We start from the raw sequence: 18820 nt of genomic DNA on the forward strand, positions 1-18820 counted from the left end.
CGTCAAGACGATACTGGCGGCATTGCGACGCCGAGCCGCTCGGCATGCCCGCGTAGCCCATCGATAATCCCCGGAAACAGGCGCACGCCGTCGGCAAGCGCGCCGCGCTTGCGCGCTAGCCCGTTTTCGCCGGGCAGGCGGACGCGCTCGACGCCGGGGCGCGGCGGATTGTCGTGGCAGGCCTCGACGAGCCATCCAGTCTGGCGCAGGAAAGCATCACGACCGCCGAAGGCGGACGGATCGAACACCTGCACCGTGACGGCGGCATTTGTCCCCTTCGGCGCGTCGGCGCGGCCATAGCCTGATAGCGCCTGCGTGAAGGCTTCGACGTGCAGCGCCATGCCGTATCCCTTCTGACCGTGGTCCAGCCCACCGGTCGGGAGCAGCGTGCCGCCGCTTTCGATGACCTTAGGGTCGCGGCTGGGGTTGCCGTCTGCGTCCATCAGCCACTCATGCTCGTATTGACGGCCTTCGCGGATCAGGCGTTGCGCCATGTTGGCCGTGGTGATCGAGGCGCTGATATCGATCAGGATCGGATCGCCCGACGTCGGAATGCCGTGCGCCACGGGGTTTGGCGTATAGACGCCCCTGCGGCCGCCGAATGGCGCGACCTGTGCGCCGGAAGGGCTTGAGCTTGCGATACTCACCATGTAGCCCCTTTCCGTCGCGATCGACAGATAGGCGGCAAGGCAGCCGATATGGTGGCTGTTTGCGATGGTGATCGTCGCCGTGCCATATGTCTCGGCTCTGTCGCAGGCGAGCTTTACCGCCTGTGACGTCAGCCATGCGCCGGGCAGGCGTTTCCCGGCCCAGGCGACCGCGGGTCCACGATCCGATATAACCTCGGGGCTGCCCTCGCGCGTCATCACGCCGTCGGCGATGCTCTGCAGATACCAGCCGGCGAGCGCCAGGCCATGGGTCGTGTGCCCCATCAAATCTGCTTCTACAAGATAGCGGGCCACGGCCTCGGCTTTGTCGTCCTCAAGGCCAGCGGCCGCGTACAGGTCCTTGGCAAAGCTGCGCAGCGTGTCCGGCGCGTAGCGGATATCGTTGGTGTCGCTCACCAGTCTCTCCGTCGGTTGTTGAAGCTGCGATGTGCTCAGCGCGCGAGAAAGCGCGGCTCGAGCGCTTTTCCATCCAGCGCATCCAGAACATTCCTTGCCGCCATCACCGAAACCGCGCGCTTGGCATCAACAGTCACGCCCGCCACATGCGGCGAAACTAGCGTGTTGGGCAGCTGGAACAGCGGATTGTCGGCGCCAGGCGGCTCGCGCTCGAAGCTGTCGAGGCCAGCGCCGGCGAGATGGCCATCCTGCAGCGCGCGGACAAGGGCTGATTCATCAACGACTTCGCCACGTGCGGTATTGATCAGCAGCGAACCGCGTTTCATCAGCCCGATGCGGCGGGCATCGATCAGCTTGTTCGTCTCCGGCGTCAGCGGACAGTGCAGGCTGACGATATCCGACGACGCAAGCAGCGTATCCAGATCGGTCTCGCGGCGAACGCCTGAGACAAAGGCGCTCTGGGGCGTATGTGGATCGAAGGCGATAATCTCCATGCCGATGGCGCCGGCCATTTTTGCAAGCGTCTGGCCGATGAAGCCGAAGCCGACGATGCCGAGCGTCTGGCCGCGCAGCTCGCGGCCCTGATACTGGTTCTTGTCCCAGATGCCGTCACGGATCAACGCGTCCTGGCGCGGCAGATCCTTGGCGAGCGCCATGATCATGGCGAGCGCGTGTTCGGCGACCGAATGGCCGTTGCTGCCTGTTGTCATCGATACCGGAATGCCGAGCGCGGTGGCGGCCGCGACGTCGATGTCGTTGGTCCCGACCCCATGCTTGGCGATATGCTTGAGCCCTCCGCCGGCCTTCATCTCCTCAGGCCCGAGCTTATCGGCCAGCAGGCGGATGATGACCGCATCCGGCTTGTGGGCCTTCATGATGTCGATCACGGCCTGGCGGTCGATATATGGCTCCGTCGTCACGACCGTGGCACCGGCTTCAACCAGCAACGAGAACCCTTCCGGCGCCAGCTGGCCGCCGAGCACGATAACCGTCTTGTCCATTGCGCATCTCCTCCCGAGAGAATGGCAGGCCGCGGCGCGCGATGGCGCCAGGGCGTTCCAGATCTCCGTTAGGATTAGGCTGCCTGACGACGCGGCGAGCGGGCCATCAGTCGGGCATAGGCGATCGCAGATAGCATGTTGACGTGATTGGCCTTGCCGGTGCCGGCGATGTCGAAGGCAGTGCCGTGATCCACCGAGACGCGGTCGATCGGCAGGCCGAGCGAGACGTTGACGGCCGTCTCGAACGCCACGAGCTTGATCGGGATATGTCCCTGGTCGTGATATTGCGCGATCACCAGATCGAAGGCGCCGTTATAGGCACGGGCGAAGACGGTATCAGCCGAGATCGGCCCGACGACGTCGATGCCCTTGGCCTGCGCCAGTTCGACGGCGGGCGCCAGGAATTCGGTGTCCTCGGTGCCGAACAGGCCGTTTTCGCCGCAATGCGGGTTGAGACCGGCAACGGCGATACGCGCCTTCTTGCCGAGCCGCAGGAAATGCTTGTGCCCGGCTTCGATGGTCGCCAGCACGCGCTCCGTGCGCGCCCGCTCGATCGCGCCCTTCAGCGAGATATGCGTGGAGACGTGAATGGTGTTGAGGCGCTCGGAGGCGAGCAGCATGAAGGAGCTCTTCGAGCCGGTCAGGTGCGCCAGAAGCCCCGTATGGCCATCGAAGTGATGGCCGGCGAGGTTCATCGCCTCCTTGTTGATCGGCGCGGTCACGATGACATCGGCCTCGCCGGACATCGCAAGCTCCACGGCACGCGTGATATAACGAACCGAAGCGTCGCCCGCGACCGGGCTGACCTTGCCGATTTCGGGGAGGGCAGCACCCAGGTCCACCTCGTCGACAGCGATCAGGCCCTCGCCAGCGGAACCGGCAGGCACGAAGCGCAGGCCGGTCTCGGCCGAACAATTGGCGCGTTCAAGCGCTTCGGTGTTGCCGACGATGACGAAATCGCGGCGCTCGATCTCAGGTAACGTCGCCAGCGCCTTGACGATCACCTCGGGGCCGACACCGGCGGGATCACCCAGCGTCACCGCGACCTTTGCATTTCTGTCCATCAGTCACATTCCTTATTGGATCAAACGCACCTAGTAGGCGGCTTCGTATATCGAACGTATGTCGGCGCGCGCGAGATCGCGCGGGTTATTGTCGAGAAGGCGGCGAATGGCGAAGGCATCGTCCGCCATGGCGTCGAGATCGCTATCCGGTACGCCAAGCGCCGAGAGCTTCATTTCGATGCCGAGATCGGCGCAGAAGCTATAGGCGGCATCGAAGACCGACTGTACGTCGTCCGATGTCTTGCGGCCAAGCGCGTCCATCACCGCCCGCGTCTTCTCGGGGGCCGATGGCGTGTTGAAGGCCAGCACATGCGGGAAGATCAGCGCGTTCGCGGCCCCGTGGGCGATATGCCAGCGCGTGCCGAGGGGATAGGCCAGCGCATGGCCGCCAGCCGTGTTGACCGGGCCGAGACAGAAGCCGCCGTAAAGCGAGGCGAGCGCCAGCCCGGCGCGGGCTTCCGCGTCGGCGCCATCTTTCACGGCGCGGGCGAGATATTTACCGACCAGCCGCGTTCCCTCGATCGCGTAGAGGTCGATCATCGGGTGTGCCTTGCGATTGGTGAAGGCCTCGACGCAATGCGCCATGGCGTCGACACCGGTGGCCGCGGTCGTGCGGGCCGGAACCGTGAAGGTCAGCGCCGGATCGATGACGGCGATATCGGCCAGCATGTGAATGCTCTCGACGGCAAGCTTGGCCATCGTTTCGGGATCTGTGACCAGCGCGCGAATGCCCGCCTCGCTCCCCGTTCCAGCCGTGGTCGGCACTTGCGCCAGCGCGACGCGGCGGGGTCCGTTAACCTTGTTCGGACCGACGACGTCGCGCAGCGTCTGCGACGAGCCGGCAAGAACAGCCGCCAACTTCGCAAGATCCATCGCACTGCCGCCGCCGAAACCGACGACCAGCTGCGCATCCGCCGCGTTGGCGGCCGCAAGCACCTTGTCGAGATTGGCCGTGTCGGGCTCAGGCGTGACATCGGCGAAGACCGTGATTTCACCCTTGAGACCGAGCGTGTCGACACGCGTGGCATTGAATGCGTCGGAAATGACCAGGATGCGGGCATAGCCCTTGTCGCTCGCCCATTTCCCCAGGCGCTCCGCCGTCCCGACGCCGAACTCGATGATTTCGGGCCTGATGATTGTGATAGGCGAATCCAAGCTGACCACCGGATTACTCCTCCCCCTGCGGTATCGCGGCATCTTTCGGCGCCGCCAAGATGTAAATTTGTTATACCAGCTGTGTCGCCTTGGCAAGCTTGGACATCAAATTTGGCTGGAAAAATGCGATGTGGTGGGATAACCGGCCATTGCACTAGTTCCTATGGAGATTTATCTAATTGAAATCGCGCACTTAATTGATGAAAGGAGAAGCTTGTCGCCCGCAGCCGCGCTTCAAGCGACGCGCCCAAGCATGAGCAATAAATTTGTAAAGTCAAAGCAACAAACTACCAGATCGGCGTGCCAAACAGGTCTGCTGGCACGCCGAGTTTACAAGCGACGCACAATTCCGGCGTCAGCCGACGGCATCCGGAGACAGCCGCACATATTTGATTGCGCGCCGGTAGTAGGTGTAGGCGATATGCACCGTGCCGTCGGCCCCTTGGGTGATCGACGGATAGGAAAACTCGCGGTTGACGGCGTCCTTCGAGTTGTTGCTCAGGCAGTAGCCATCGCCGGTATCGAGGTCGATCCGGCGCGGAAAGCTGCGGCCGCCATCCGTCGAAAAGGCAAGGCTGAGCGGCGCGCGCGGCACGCCCCATATCGCCTTGCGCCTCTGGCTGGGCTCACTGGCGACGGGTGCGGCCGCCTCATCCCCTTCGATTTCGTCATAGAGCGACAGGCGCCGCGCATCGGACATCGAGGCGTTGCAGTGGTTGTAAACCATTGCGATCGAACCGTTTTCCAGCTTCACCGCCTGAATGGACGAGTTGTTGTTCGGTAGGTCGGTCGGCTCCGGCGCGCTCCAGCTCTCGCCGTCGCGCGAGCGGCTGGACAGTACGGATTCGGCGAAACGGTTGCGATAGAAGGCGACGAATTCGCCATCTGGCAGGGGCACGATGTTCATGTGCACCGCGCCGATGCTGTCGGGCACCTCGGTCATCGCCCAGCTTTTGCCGGCGTCGCGCGAGATCAGCACGCCCGCGGTATCGGCGTCACCCGTCCAGCGTTCGCCGGGCAGTCCGATACAGCGAAAAACCGGCAACAGCCAGGTGCCGGCGCCATTTACGACGATCGGTTGGCGCACGAATGTGCCGGGAATATCGCACAGCACGCGGACCTCGCCAAAGGTGCGGCCGCCATCCGTGGAGATCCGACATTTGACAACCGAGCCATCCTGGTTGCCGGATGTCTGCGACGTGTAAAGCAGCCAGACATCTTCGCCAGGCGCGTTGAAAATCAACGGATTCTGCTCGGATTTTGCCGGATCGTCCGACATCTTTTCCGGCTGCGACCATTGCGTTGAACCAGGCGTCAGGCGCGACATGTAAATCGAGATGTCGCCCATGCCCTCCATCGTGCCGCCGAACCAGACGCAGGTCAGCGTCCCATCCGGCAGGAAGGCCAGGTTGGCGGCGTGGTTCTGGATGCAGGGGGAGGGGAGATAGGCGTCGAAACGCCCGCTCTCGCTGGGATTGGCGATGATTTCGCCGGTCATAAGAGCCGGAACGGCGTCCGGTTGCAAACCCGTGAAGGCCATGGTCGTCCTCCTTTAAGGCAGTGTCTTGTAGGCTTCGGCAAGCGATGCGTAGTCGGCGTCGCTGATCGGCATCAGCGGCGCGCGCGTGCGCTTCCAGGCCGGGTTGCCGGTCTTCAGGCCGACCATCGCCTTGATCGTCGGGATCTGCACATAGGAGTTGGACAAAGTACGGTAGGCGTTGATGCGCGCCTGCGCTGTCTCGACGGCAGCGGCACCGCTTTCGTCATGGACCTTGTCATAGACGGTGCGCAGCGAATCCGCGACGAGGTTGGAGGTTGCGGTGATGCAACCGGCGCCGCCGGCCTTCAGCAACGGCAGCAGCAGCGGATCGGCGCCTGCGAGAACAGAGAAGCCGGGATAGGCGGCGATGATTGCCTGCATGTTGTTGAAATCGCCCGCCGATTCCTTGATGCCGACAACCGTGTCCGGGAAGGCTTCGATCAGTCGGCCAATCAGCGGAACCGACAGTGGAACGCCAGAAACCTGCGGAATATGATAGAGGATGACCTGCAGCTTGCTGTCGGCGATCTTCTCCAGGATCTGCGAATAGGCGGTAAACAGGCCGTCGTCGGAAACGCCCTTGTAATAGAAGGGCGGCAGCATCACGACCTTGGTGACGCCGAGCGACAGGGCATGCTTGGTGAGATCGACCGTCTCCTGGATGGCGACGACGCCGGTGCCGGGCAGCAGCTTGTCGGCGGGAATGCCGGCCTTTAGTGCCGCCTCGAGGATCGCCTTGCGTTCGCTCGACGAAAACGAGTTTGCCTCGCCCGTGGTGCCGAGCAGCGCCACGCCGTGGCATCCCTCGGACAGCAGTCGCTGGCAGTGTTCGGTGAAGAGGCCGAGATCCGGACTTCCATCGGCATTGAGTGGGGTTGCGGCGGCGCTATAGACACCGGTGATCTTGTGCTTGTTCATGTCGTCCTCCTCGGATGAACGCCGCATATGGCGGCAAAAGGCGGGAAACCCGGCCTGCAAGATACGGTTTTCTTCATCCTCGTCCGGCATGTTGTCAATATGACAATAAGCATTCCAATCGATCGTATTTTTCAAGTCATTGAAAATATGTGATAAAATTTTTGTCGATTTTGTCAAAGTGTGGATGAATTAATTTTTGTTGACATATTTACATTATCGAGCGAGTGTCTGCGCCATGTCATGACGCACTTTCGGGATGGAGCGAAAGAGCCAGGCGTCATCGGTTTTGTCATGGGAGGATGGAATGACTGATCGGACGAATGAAAATAACGGCCAGAATAGCGGAATGTCGCGTCGCGAGGCGCTGAAGCTCGGCCTCGCCGCGGGCGTTGGCCTGACGGTTTTTGGCCTGAATGCACGCATCGTGCTCGCCGATGACGGCCAGGTGCTGAAGGTCGCCAACCCGGCGTTCAACCAGGATTGGTCGCCGCTGCGCGGCGGCGGCGTTCCGTTCCGCTGGAACTCGATCTGGTGGGCCTCGCCGATGTATTTCGACAGCGAAGGCAAGATCAAGCCTTACGTCTTCACCAGCTGGGAATCGCCTGACAACAAGGTCTGGACCTTCAAGATCGACCCGAAGGCGACCTTCTCCGATGGCAGCAAGATCACCTCGGCCGACGTCAAGGGTTCCTGGGAAGTCGCTTCCATGCCCAACACCAAGAGCCAGCGCGCCGACCAGGTGCTGAGCAAGGTTCAGGGCTACAAGGAAATCGGCGCCGGTTCCGGCAATGAACTGACGGGCGTCGCAACACCTGACGAAGGCACCGTCGTGGTCACGCTGACGGAAGCCGATCCGATCTTCTTCATGCGTCTGGCCAACCACATCGCGCCGATCACCAAGGCCGCGCAGTCCCGCGGCAGCGACGGCGAGGAAGTGGCCGACTGGTACAAGCCCGACAGCAGCGCCGTCTATTCCGGCCCGTTCAAGCTCACCAGCATCGATATCGACGCCGGCAAGCTGGTGTTTGAGCCGAACGAGAACTTCTTCGGCCCGAAGCCGAAGCTGGCACGCATCGAAATCACCTCGATCGAAGACAACGTCACCGCGACGTCGCTCATCAAGTCGGGCGAGTTCAACGCCCATACCGAGCTCGTCACGTCGACGATCATCCAGGACCTCGGCCCCGAATTCTCCGCCGGCCCGCTGATCCCGACGAGCCAGCACTTCTGGTTCAATGTCACCCGCGCACCGATGGACGATCCGAAGGTCCGCCAGGCGCTGATCATGGCGATCGATCGCGACGGCCTCTTCAAGGCGTCCTATCCCGATGGTCCGCACAAGAAGGCCGACCAGATCCTGAACTCGGTCCCCGGCGCCGACAATTCCGGCTTCGAGCCCTTCCCCTATGATCCGGCAGCCGCCAAGAAGCTGCTGGCCGAATCCAGCTACGGCGGCCCTGAGCGCCTGCCGAAGATCCTCTTCGTCGGCATCTCCGCCCCGGCCATCCAGGCAGCGGCGCAGTACATTGCCGAACAGTGGCGCCAGAACCTCGGCATCACCGCCGTCGACATGAAGCCGCAGCAGGACTCTTATGCCGGTCCGGACCAGAACGCGGTGCAGATCTTCCGCGATGACGTCGGCACCCGTGTTCCTGACGCCGTCTCCTATCTCGCCGGCTGCATCGCCTCGACCTCGTCCAATGCCCAGAACAAGCTTGGCGGATACAAGAACGACAAGGTCGATGCCGCACTCGCGGAAGCCGCGACCAAGGCGGCGGACGATCCCGATCGCATCAAGCTCGCCCAGGATGCCCAGAAGGCATTCCGCGAGGATTGGGCCTTCATTCCGTGGTACTCTCAGGCGATGTCGCGCTGGGCCACCAAGGAGGTCAAGGGCATGGAGAAGAATCTCGACTGGCAGGTCGTGGCGCCCTGGGACATTTCGATCGGCTGAGCCGGTTAGAAACCTACGAACAGATAGCCCACCCGTGATTGGATACTGGGCAACTTAGCAACCGCGCGAAGACCGCAAGGCCTTCGCGCAAGTTTCAAGAAGACATCGCATGTCCGCGTGAGCGCGGAAACGTGTCTACCAACCGGTGGGAGGTGACCTTGTTACGCTACGTGCTAACCCGGTTTGCCATCTGGATTCCGTCAGTCCTCATTGTCATGCTGGCCGTCTATGCGTTGGCTTTCTATGGCGCTGGCGATCCGATCAAGCTGATCTTTCTGCGCGCGCCTGGCGATGTCGCCTATAACCCGCAGCGCATCGAAGCCATCCGCGAAAGTGCTGGCCTGAACAGGCCCTTCATCGAGCAGTTCGGCCTTTACATCTGGAACCTACTGCACGGCCAGTTCGGCAATTCGCTGACATCGGGCCGCTCGGTTTGGGCCATGGTCTCGGCTGCAGCCCCGGTTTCGTTCAAGCTGGCGCTCTGTTCCATCATCCTCACGACGGTCATTGCCATTCCGCTCGGCATGATCGCCGCGATGAACCAGAACAGCCGCCTTGATTACACGATCCTCGGCTCTGCTCTCTTCCTCTGGGCGATCCCGGCCTATGTCGCCGGCCCGCTGCTGATGGTTGGCCTGATCGTGCTGATGCCGATGATCAAGGTGCCCTATGGCTGGGGCGGCGTCTTCGACGTGCGCATCCTCTTGCCGCTGATCGTCCTTTCCTTCCAGCCGATCGCGCTGATCGTGCGCCAGACGCGCGCCGCCGTCATCGAGGTGCTGTCGGAGGATTTCGTCCGCACAGCCCGCGCCAAGGGCGTGCCTGAAATGGTGGTGGCGCTGCGCCATATCCTGCGCCCGGTGCTGACGCCCGTCGTCACCCAGCTCGGCCTGATCATGATCACCATCGTCAACGGCGCGATCTTCGTCGAGCTCGTCTTCGGTCTGCCCGGCCTCGGCCGCCTGACCGTGCAGGCGCTCACCAATTCGGACTATCCCGTCATTCTGGCGATCACGCTTATCGGATCCTTCCTGGTGATGATGTCGAACCTTCTGGTCGATGTTCTTTACCCGCTGCTTGATCCGCGTGCCAACGATGCAAGAAGGAGCCGCTGACCATGTCCGCCATCCCTCTCTCTCCCGTCGCTCAGCAAGAAGAGGCCCCCGTCAGCCTGTGGCGCGATGCCTGGTATCGCCTGAAGCGTAACAAGCTTTCCGTCTTCGGTCTCGCGGTCGTGCTCATTTTGGCCTTCGCCGCGATTTTCGGCCCCTATTTGACGCCCTATGACTATCTGAGCCAGGACCTGCAGGCCCGAAACGCCGTTCCGTCGCTGGCGCATCTCTTCGGAACCGACGATCTCGGCCGCGACGTCTTCAGCCGCGTCGTCTTCGGCACACGCACGGCCTTCCTGGTCGCGGTCATCGTCACCGTCATCGCGGTCTTCATCGGCACGCTACTCGGCGCCATCGCCGGCTTCTTCGGTAATCCGTTCGATCGCGTCATCATGTGGCTGACAGACATGACCATGTCGGTGCCCAACCTGCTTCTCGTCGTCGTCATCAACGCATCGCTGAAGTCGCCGATCACCAAGTGGATGGAAGCGCAGTATCTGGCGACCCTCAATCCTTTCTACCGCCAGACGATCTGGGTCGATTTCATGCTGGTCTTCGGCTCGATGGCGCTGATCTCCTGGCCGCCCTATGCACGCCTCGTTCGCGCCCAGGTCCTGTCGATCCGCAGCCGTCCCTATATCACGGCCGCCCAGGCGCTCGGTCTGTCGAACTGGATCATCATGAAGCGCTACGTCATTCCGAACGCGCTTGGTCCGCTGATCGTCTCGGTCAGCGCCGGTCTCGGCACGGCCATGGTGTTGGAAAGCGCCTTCAGCTTCCTCGGCGTCGGCGTCAATCCGCCCACGCCCAGCTGGGGCAACATGATCTCCGACGGTCTGCGTGTCTGGCAGCACTATCCGCACCTGCTCGCCGCTCCGGCCGCCGTCCTCGGCCTTGCCTCGGTCGCCTTCAGCTTCCTCGGCGATGGTCTCAACGACGCCCTCAATCCGCGGGGTTCCAAATAATGAACACGACGCGATCCAATGAGAAACTGCTCGATGTGCGCGGCCTGACCGTCGAGATCGACGGCAGGAACGGCCCGGCGGTCGTGGTCGATGGCATCGACCTCCACGTCAACAAGGGCGAAACGCTCGGCGTTGTCGGCGAATCCGGCTGCGGCAAGAGCCTGACCATGCTGAGCCTGATGCGACTGCTGCCGAACAAGATCAAGGTCACCAAGGGCTCCGCAAGCTTCGATGGTCACGACCTGCAGAAGATGTCGAACAAGGAACTGCGCAAGGTGCGCGGCGGCGATATCGGCTTCGTCTTCCAGGATCCGATGACCTCGCTCAACCCGGTCATGCGCATCGGCGACCAGATCTGCGAACCGCTGATCTACCACCGCGGCATGAAGAAAGCCGAGGCGCGCACCCGCGCCGTCGAGCTTCTGCGCCTCGTCGGCATCCCGGGCCCGGAAGAACGGCTGCAGGCCTACCCGCACGAGCTCTCCGGCGGCATGCGCCAGCGCGTGATGATCGCGATCGGCCTTGCCTGCAATCCGAAACTGCTGATCGCCGATGAACCGACGACGGCGCTTGACGTCACCATCCAGGCGCAGATCGTCGATCTGGTGAAGGACCTGCGCGCCAAGCTCGGCATGTCCGTCGTCTGGATCACCCACGACCTGGCGCTGATCGCCGGTCTCGTCGACCGCGTCGCCGTGCTTTACGCCGGCACCGTGGTCGAGGATGCGCCTGTCGACGAGCTCTATGCTCGCCCAAGCCATCCCTATACGCGCGGCCTCCTGGCCTCGATCCCGAAGCTGTCGGACGCGCCCGCAAGCCGTCTGAGCTCGATCGGCGGCACGCCGCCGGAGCCCGGCCGCCGCCCCAAGGGCTGCCCCTTTGCCCCGCGCTGTCCGTTGGCGGAAGCCGTCTGCCACGAGCGCGTGCCGAAACTCGAGCCTATTTCAGGCGCCGGAAACCACCGCACCGCCTGCTTCGTCGTCCAGAAAATGCAGGAGGCCGCGTGATGGGTGCCCAACCGCTGCTCAAGGTCGAAAAACTCGTCAAGCATTTCCACGTCAAGCTCGGTGCCTTTGGCGAGCGTTCGGCGACGGTCTATGCGCTCGACAACGTCAATCTCGACATCATGGAGGGCGAGACGCTCTCGCTCGTCGGCGAATCCGGTTGCGGCAAGTCGACGACGGGCTTCACCATCCTCAACCTCTACAAGGCGACCTCGGGTAAGGTCGTTTACAAGGGTCAGGATCTGGCGACGCTGGATGAAAAGCAGATGCGGCCCTTCCGCCGCGACCTGCAGATCGTCTTCCAGGATCCCTATTCGACGCTCAACCCGCGTATGACGATCGGCGAGGCAGTGGGCGAACCGATCCTCTTCCACAAGCTCTGCACCAAGGCCGAGCTGAAGGACCGCGTGGCGGCACTGCTCACCGACGTCGGCTTGCCGACCCGCTTCGCGCAGCGCTATCCGCACGAGCTTTCCGGCGGCCAGCGCCAGCGCGTCGTCATTGCCCGCGCGCTCGCCTGTCAGCCGAAGTTCATCGTCTGCGACGAGGCGATCTCGGCGCTCGACGTCTCGATCCAGGCGCAGATCATCAACCTGCTGCTCGACCTGCAGGAAAAATACGGCCTGACCTACTTGTTTATCGCCCACGACCTTGCCGTCGTGCGCCATATCAGCACCCGCGTCGGCGTCATGTATCTCGGCCGCCTTGCGGAGCTCGCGACCCGCGAGGAACTGTTCGAAAACCCGCTGCACCCCTACACCAAGGCGTTGTTGTCGGCCGTCCCGGAGACCGATCCGGAAATTGAGCGCACCCGCACCCGCCAGATCCTACAGGGCGACGTGCCAAGCCCGCTCAACCCGCCGAGCGGCTGTCGCTTCCATTCGCGATGCCCGATCGCCATGGATGTCTGCAGCAAGGTCGTGCCGGAGTGGAAGGAAGCCAAGCCCGGCCATCTCGTCGCCTGCCACGCGGTCAACACGGGACAGGCTGCATGACGTTGAAGGTCGCGATCATCGCCGACGATTTGACCGGCGCGCTCGACACGGGAACCCCCTTCGTCGACGCCGGTCTTTCCGTCGCCGTGGCGATCGAGATCGAGGCCATCGAGGACGCTCTGGCGACTGGTTCCGAGGTGGTGGTGGTTAACACCGCCTCGCGCGCCCTCCCGGAGGGGGAAGCGGCGAGAAGGGCCGGCCTCGCGGCCAGCGCTCTTCTTGCCGCACACCCCGATATCGTCCTGAAGAAGATCGATTCCCGGCTGAAGGGCAATGTGGCGGCCGAAAGCGCGGCTATTGCCGCGATCTTCGGCCATCGCGAGATCACCATCGCGCCAGCCATTCCTGACCAGGAACGCTTCACTCGCGACGGCCATGTGATCGGGCGCGGCGTCGATAAGCCGTTGTCGGTTTCCGCTCTTTTCGAAGGCCGTGACGACTGGGCCGTTGTCGTCGATGCCGACAGCGATGCGGATTTGGACCGGCTCGTCTCCGGGCATGATTGGCAGACGACGCTTGCCGTCGGCGCGCGTGGTCTCGGCAGCGCCATTGCCCGTCGCCTTCGCCGCGCACGCGATGCGATGACTGTATTCGAACCGGCCCGCAACACACTTTTCGCATTCGGCTCACGCGACCCGATCACCGCCGCGCAGATGGCCCGGCTCGAGGCATCGGGCACTCTGCGTGTGTCGATTTCAGCGCCGATGGGCGCGCTCTATGAGACAGAAACGCTGAGCTTGCCGGCGCTGCTGTGCTGCACCGGGGAAATGTCGGAAGACGCGGTCGCCGTCGCTGATCGTTTCGCCAAGGGTGTTCAATCGGCGATCGAGCGGACGCAACCTGATATGCTGATGGTCGGCGGTGGTGATACGGCGCTGGCGGTGTTTCGCGCGCTTGGCGTTCGCACACTTTTGCCCAAGGGGGAAATAGAGGCGGGGATACCCTGGTTCGACGTGACCGATGTCGATGGTCGCCATTTCCGTTGCGCGGTAAAATCCGGGGGCTTTGGGAATTGCGATAGTTTGCTAAGACTGATTCCTCAGAATCAGGCGGCGTAAAGTAATGCCGGCGGGGAGAATGGACGTGGATGAAGCAAACGGTGCGCCGGCAACCCCGGCGCCGAAGCCGGAGCGCGGCAAGCCCATGAAACTGGTGGACCGTGTGTTCGATCAGTTGCAGGAGCGTATTCGTGCCGGAAACTATCCGCCGGATTCAAGGCTGCCCGGCGAGCACGAGCTGGCGTCCATGCTTGGCGTTTCCCGGCCTATCGTTCGCGATGCGCTGGCCAAGCTGCGCGACCAGGGCATGGTCTATGCCCGCCAGGGCGCCGGCACCTTCGTCAGCGGCAATAGCTCGCCGACGACGCATCTTTCCTATTCGCCGGTCAAGACGATCGCCGATATCCAGCGCTGCTACGAATTCCGCCTGACGATCGAGCCGGCCGCCGCCTATTTCGCCGCCAAGCGCCGCGACGAGGCCGCGATCCAGAAGATAGCCTCGGCGCTGGCCGATCTCAGGGAGGCCACGAGCCATCAGCTGCACCGGACCGACGCGGATTTCAATTTCCACCGCGCCGTGACCGAAGCCGCCAACAACCACTATTACACAGCCTCGATCGATGCGCTCAAAGCCCACATCGCGGTTGGCATGCATCTCCACGGTCTGTCCCTGCTGGGGCCGAGACCAGGTCTCGAACAGGTCTTCCAGGAGCACAACACCATCTACAAGGCGATTGCCGAAGGCCGGGCCGAAGAGGCGCGCGACCTGATGCAGTCGCATCTCGAAGGCTCTCGCGATCGATTGTTCGAGGGCAGGGCGCTCGATCTCTCCTTCTGATGCTTTTGGGCGTCGGGTGGCTTGCCGCCACAGCGTTTCGCGCGCATGTAGACCGGATCAGGCTGCATGGAGATTTGGCATGACGTTTCCACTGTTCGACCTCACAGGCAAGCGCGCGCTGGTGACGGGATCGTCGCAAGGCATCGGGCTGACCTTGGCGCGAGGGCTCGCCGAACACTGCGCGTCGGTCGTGATCAATGGTCGCGACGCCGGCAAGCTCGCCGCGGCATCGCGTAGCCTGTCGGAAGCCGGGCACGATGTTCATGTCTCCACCTTCGATGTCACGGATCACGACGAGGTGAAGAGCGCCGTCGATGCGATCGAGCGTGATATCGGGCCGATCGACATCCTCGTCAACAATGCCGGCATGCAGTTTCGCGCGCCGCTCGATGTGTTTCCATCGGACAAATGGGACCAGCTGCTGCGCACCAACATTTCCAGCGTCTTTTACGTCAGCCAGTCGGTTGCAACGCATATGATCGCGCGGGGCCGTGGCAAGATCATCAACATCGCATCCGTGCAAAGTGAATTGGCCCGCCCGGGCATCGCGCCATATACGGCAACCAAGGGCGCGGTGAAAAACCTAACGCGCGGAATGTCGGCCGATTGGGCCAAGCACGGCCTGCAGGCAAATGCCATCGCGCCGGGCTATTTCGATACGCCTCTCAATCAGGCGCTGGTCGACAGCGAGGAATTCACCGCGTGGCTGGAAAAGCGAACGCCCGCCGGACGCTGGGGCAATATCGACGAGCTCATCGGCGCCGCCGTGTTTCTGGCAGCGCCGGCATCGTCTTTCGTCAATGGCCACACGCTTTATGTCGATGGCGGCATCACCACCTCTCTGTGAGAGGTGGTCGCACTCTTGTCAGGTCGGCGGTGCGCCAAGTGCGTGGAGGATGCCACGTAGCTCGGCAAGGCCTCTCAAGCGACCGATCGCCGGATAGCCTGGCGTCGTGATCTTGGTGAGGTCGTCGAGCATGCGGTGGCCGTGGTCCGAGCGGAAAACGATCGTCTCGTCGGCCTTGCGATTGCGGTCCTCCGCGACCAGTTCCTTCAGCACGGCGACCATGTCGACATCGCCTTCCAGGTGAGCGCTCTCGTGGAAGCTGCGGCCGTCGCCTTCGCGTTTGGTCGCGCGCAGATGCGCGAAATGAATACGGGACGCGAACCGTCGTGCGATGGCGGGCAGGTCGTTATCAGCACGTACGCCGAGACTGCCGGTGCAATAGCACATCCCGTTCGCCGGCGACGGGACAGCATTGAACAGCGCCGCATAATCCTCGGCGGTGGAGGCGATGCGCGGCAGGCCGAACAGCGAGCGCGGCGGGTCGTCTGGATGAAGCGTCAGCTTGACGCCACGTGCTTCGGCCACCGGCGCCACAGCCTCGAGAAACTCGATGAGATGCTGGCGCAACCGGCCGGCGTCGATGCCGACATAGGCGGCGAGGCGGTCGCGAAATTCCGGGATGGTCAGCGGCTCGGTGGTCGATCCCGGCAAGGCCGAGGTGATGTTGCGGGTGATGTCGGCAATGTCGCTCTCCGACATGGCTTCGAATGCGGCGCGGGCGCGGGCTTTGTCTTCCTGCGAGTAGGCCGCATCGGCGCCGTCGCGCTGAAGAATGAACAGATCGAAGGCGGCGAACTTCTCGTGGTCGAACCGCATCGCCGTCGCGCCGGTGTCGATCTCGTGGTCGAGGTCGGTTCGGGTCCAGTCGACGACGGGCATGAAATTGTAACAGACGATCGGGATGCCGCAGGCTGCCACCGCCTCAAGGCTTGCGATCCACGCCTCGATCTCCGCTTTCGCCTGCCCACCCTTGCGCTTCACCGCATCGGGAATAGGAATGCTCTCTACAACCGACCAGGTGAGCGTCGAGCGCCCCGGTGGCGTCATCTCGATCATCGCCTGGCGCTCGCGCACCTCGGCCTCGGTCCACGCGCGGCCGATCGGCACCTGGTGCAGCGATGACACGATGTTGGTTGCCCCGGTCTGCCTCACCTCGTCGAGCGCGACCGGCGCATCCGGTCCGAACCATCTCCAACCCTGCCGCATCTGTTTCCTCCTTCAATGCCTTTTGTTTTGGTGTCGCTGTTCGTCAGCAAAAATAGTCGGGGTAGCGCGTGCGCAGCTCCGCCACATCGGGGATGACGGCGCTCAGATGATGCGTCATCGCGGCGCGCGCGGCCTCTACGTCATGCGCGGCGATCGCGTCGCGGATGATCGCATGCTCACCGACAACATTCTCCATGCGGCCGAGCACCGGCAGCGTCAGCCGCCGCGCACGGTCGATCTGAACCTTGACGGATTTGAGGATACCCCAGATGCCTGGATAGCCGGCAATCTGCGCGATCGCCTCGTGAAAGGCCTCATCCTCTTCGTGAAAGCCCGAGGTGTCGCCCAGTATGGAGAGCGCCCGCTGGCGCGTGATGATGGCGTCGAGGCGAGACAGATCAGCCGCCGAGGCGATCTCCGCTGCGCGCTCGACCGTCGTGCCCTCCAGCGCCTTGCGCACGACGACGGCCTCGGGGATCGCCGATACCGGCACGCGCGACACGACGGTGCCCGACTGCGGATAGATATCGACCAGCCCGCCTTCCGACAGCCTGAGCAGAGCCTCGCGAACGGGCGTTCGGCTGACCGCGAAATCCTCGGCGATCCGTTTTTCCTGCAGCGCCATGCCGGGTGGCATCTTGAGCGAGACGATATCGTTGTAGAGCCGGTCGAAAATGGCGTCCGCCGTCGTGACGCGCCGCAGCTTTGCCGGCCGCTCGGCCTGCGCCGAAAGCTCGGGAATGGCGGTGGCTGCGGCTGGATGCATGTAGGGCCCTAACGTTGACTTGAGTGTGCATACTAGTATATCAATTCTACATGGCTGCCAAGATACACAGCGGAGGAACGGTGTTTCTGGCAAGGAATTCAGGAGGTTCCAAACAAAGCCGGCCAGAAAATCCGACCGCATAAATGGATCAGGATACGCACGTGCACGGAGTTGGTGTGCTCTGTGCGGCCAAAAGAGGAGGAGAGAACAGCATGAAATTTACCCGCAGAACATTCGTCGCAACCGCAGCCAGCGCTGCCGTTGCCGCCATGCTTCCCGTCAAGGTGTGGGCGCAGGCCAAGAAGCCCGCAAGCCCCGTGACCATCACCATCGCTGACGTCGCCGGCAACCTGGCGCTGACGCAGGGGATGTTTGAAGCCTATGCATCCGAAAAAGCCGATTGGGTTTCGAACTTCGCCTTCACTAAAGCGCCGGCCCCCGAACTGCCCGGAAAGATCAAGGCGCAGCAGGCGGCCGGAAAGGTCGATATCGACCTCGTGCTGACCGGTACGGACGCGCTCTCGGCCGGTCTCGACCAGGGCCTCTGGCTCGATCTCGCCGCGCACAAGGCGGACCTACCCGACATCGAAAAGATCCTGCAGCCGCAGGCATTCAAGATGCAGGCGCTCGCCAAGGATCAGGGCATCGTCATCACCTATTACCCATCGGGCCCGCTGATCGAATACATGCCCGACAAGGTCGCCACGCCGCCGAAATCGGCGCCCGAACTTCTGGAATGGGCGAAGGCCAACAAGAACCGCTTCATCTACGCCCGCCCTGCCAATTCCGGCCCCGGCCGCACCTTCCTCATGGGCCTGCCCTATCTGCTCGGTGACAGCGATCCCCGTGATCCGGTCAAGGGTTGGGACAAGACCTGGGAATATCTGGCGGCACTTGGCGAGCACATCGAATATTACCCGACCGGCACCGGTCAGGTGATGAAGGAACTCGGCGAGGGGACGCGCGACATCGTTGTCTCCACCACTGGCTGGGACATCAACCCGCGTGCGCTCGGCATCGTTCCCGCCGAGGCGAAGGTGCAGAAGCTTGAGGGCTTCCATTGGGTGACGGATGCGCACTACGCCGTGATCCCCAAGGGCGTCTCAGACGAGAAGATCGCGGTGCTGATCGACGTCTTGAACTACATTCTGCAGCCCAAGCAGCAGGCGATCGCCTATGACGCCGGCTATTTCTATCCGGGACCCGCGGTCAAGGACGTGACGATTGAGATGGCGCCACAGGAAAGCCAGGACACGATCAAGGAGTTCGGCCGTCCAGAATATGCCGACTGGATCGCCAACAATCCGCTGGAGGTGCCGCTTGAGCCGAAGCAGCTCGTCGAGGCCTTCCGGATCTGGGACGAAAAGATCGGTGCCAAGAAGGGCTGATCGCT

Annotated in this window: 17 protein-coding genes; 9 read left to right on the forward strand and 8 right to left on the reverse strand. The window is 62.8% G+C overall.

Annotation, left to right across the window (positions count from 1 at the left end):
* Nucleotides 1–2: 2 nt before the first annotated feature.
* The 6 genes from ACVTFQ_RS21800 to ACVTFQ_RS21825 all read right to left on the reverse strand — a co-directional run bounded on the left by ACVTFQ_RS21800 (nucleotide 3) and on the right by ACVTFQ_RS21825 (nucleotide 6742).
* Nucleotides 3–1064, reverse strand: a complete 1062-nt coding sequence (locus ACVTFQ_RS21800; RefSeq protein ID WP_112949494.1) for an Ldh family oxidoreductase — start codon at nucleotides 1062–1064, stop codon at nucleotides 3–5.
* Nucleotides 1065–1099: 35 nt separating this feature from the next.
* Complete coding sequence (locus ACVTFQ_RS21805; protein WP_112949495.1) at nucleotides 1100–2065, reverse strand: hydroxyacid dehydrogenase; 966 nt, start codon at nucleotides 2063–2065, stop codon at nucleotides 1100–1102.
* A 74-nt stretch (nucleotides 2066–2139) separates the two neighbouring features.
* Nucleotides 2140–3129, reverse strand: a complete 990-nt coding sequence (pdxA, locus tag ACVTFQ_RS21810; protein WP_112949496.1) for a 4-hydroxythreonine-4-phosphate dehydrogenase PdxA — start codon at nucleotides 3127–3129, stop codon at nucleotides 2140–2142.
* 30 nt (nucleotides 3130–3159) lie between these two features.
* Nucleotides 3160–4293, reverse strand: coding sequence for an iron-containing alcohol dehydrogenase (locus tag ACVTFQ_RS21815; RefSeq protein ID WP_112949497.1), 1134 nt, complete (start codon nucleotides 4291–4293; stop codon nucleotides 3160–3162).
* 346 nt (nucleotides 4294–4639) lie between these two features.
* Nucleotides 4640–5824: a sialidase family protein gene (locus ACVTFQ_RS21820; protein WP_112949498.1), complete on the reverse strand. Its 1185-nt coding sequence runs from the start codon at nucleotides 5822–5824 to the stop codon at nucleotides 4640–4642.
* Nucleotides 5825–5836: 12 nt separating this feature from the next.
* Nucleotides 5837–6742 (reverse strand): dihydrodipicolinate synthase family protein, encoded by a 906-nt coding sequence (locus ACVTFQ_RS21825; protein WP_112949510.1) that lies wholly within the window; start codon nucleotides 6740–6742, stop codon nucleotides 5837–5839.
* A 304-nt stretch (nucleotides 6743–7046) separates the two neighbouring features.
* On the opposite strand from ACVTFQ_RS21825, the gene ACVTFQ_RS21830 reads away from it, so the two are divergent.
* From ACVTFQ_RS21830 to ACVTFQ_RS21865, 8 genes are all read left to right on the forward strand, one after another.
* Entirely contained in the window at nucleotides 7047–8696 is a 1650-nt protein-coding gene (locus ACVTFQ_RS21830) for an ABC transporter substrate-binding protein (RefSeq protein ID WP_111560449.1), read from the forward strand.
* A 158-nt stretch (nucleotides 8697–8854) separates the two neighbouring features.
* Nucleotides 8855–9811, forward strand: a complete 957-nt coding sequence (locus ACVTFQ_RS21835) for an ABC transporter permease (protein WP_026283501.1) — start codon at nucleotides 8855–8857, stop codon at nucleotides 9809–9811.
* Nucleotides 9812–9813: 2 nt separating this feature from the next.
* A complete protein-coding gene (locus tag ACVTFQ_RS21840) occupies nucleotides 9814–10773 on the forward strand; it encodes an ABC transporter permease (protein ID WP_112949499.1) in 960 nt (319 codons plus the stop codon).
* Nucleotides 10773–11780, forward strand: a complete 1008-nt coding sequence (locus tag ACVTFQ_RS21845; protein WP_018901280.1) for an ABC transporter ATP-binding protein — start codon at nucleotides 10773–10775, stop codon at nucleotides 11778–11780. The genes ACVTFQ_RS21840 and ACVTFQ_RS21845 overlap by 1 nt, the downstream gene beginning before the upstream one ends.
* Nucleotides 11780–12772 (forward strand): ABC transporter ATP-binding protein, encoded by a 993-nt coding sequence (locus ACVTFQ_RS21850; RefSeq protein ID WP_112949500.1) that lies wholly within the window; start codon nucleotides 11780–11782, stop codon nucleotides 12770–12772. Before ACVTFQ_RS21845 ends, ACVTFQ_RS21850 begins: the two co-directional genes overlap by 1 nt.
* Nucleotides 12769–13830 carry a four-carbon acid sugar kinase family protein gene (locus tag ACVTFQ_RS21855; protein WP_112949501.1) on the forward strand — a complete coding sequence of 354 codons (1062 nt, stop codon included), beginning with the start codon at nucleotides 12769–12771 and terminating at the stop codon, nucleotides 13828–13830. Before ACVTFQ_RS21850 ends, ACVTFQ_RS21855 begins: the two co-directional genes overlap by 4 nt.
* Nucleotides 13831–13849: 19 nt before the next feature.
* Entirely contained in the window at nucleotides 13850–14608 is a 759-nt protein-coding gene (locus ACVTFQ_RS21860) for a FadR/GntR family transcriptional regulator (RefSeq protein ID WP_112949502.1), read from the forward strand.
* A gap of 79 nt (nucleotides 14609–14687) precedes the next feature.
* Complete coding sequence (locus tag ACVTFQ_RS21865; RefSeq protein ID WP_112949503.1) at nucleotides 14688–15455, forward strand: SDR family oxidoreductase; 768 nt, start codon at nucleotides 14688–14690, stop codon at nucleotides 15453–15455.
* Nucleotides 15456–15473: 18 nt separating this feature from the next.
* Here ACVTFQ_RS21865 and uxuA read toward each other — a convergent pair whose 3' ends face one another.
* On the reverse strand, nucleotides 15474–16661 hold the full coding sequence (gene uxuA, locus ACVTFQ_RS21870; RefSeq protein ID WP_112949504.1) for a mannonate dehydratase: 1188 nt from the start codon (nucleotides 16659–16661) through the stop codon (nucleotides 15474–15476).
* A gap of 43 nt (nucleotides 16662–16704) precedes the next feature.
* Entirely contained in the window at nucleotides 16705–17427 is a 723-nt protein-coding gene (locus ACVTFQ_RS21875) for a GntR family transcriptional regulator (RefSeq protein WP_112437235.1), read from the reverse strand.
* A gap of 212 nt (nucleotides 17428–17639) precedes the next feature.
* Here ACVTFQ_RS21875 and ACVTFQ_RS21880 point away from each other — a divergent pair, with 212 nt between their 5' ends.
* Nucleotides 17640–18815 carry an extracellular solute-binding protein gene (locus ACVTFQ_RS21880; RefSeq protein WP_047503942.1) on the forward strand — a complete coding sequence of 392 codons (1176 nt, stop codon included), beginning with the start codon at nucleotides 17640–17642 and terminating at the stop codon, nucleotides 18813–18815.
* The last annotated feature ends 5 nt before the right edge of the window (nucleotides 18816–18820 follow it).

The organism is Rhizobium sp. O111 (genome assembly GCF_055616315.1).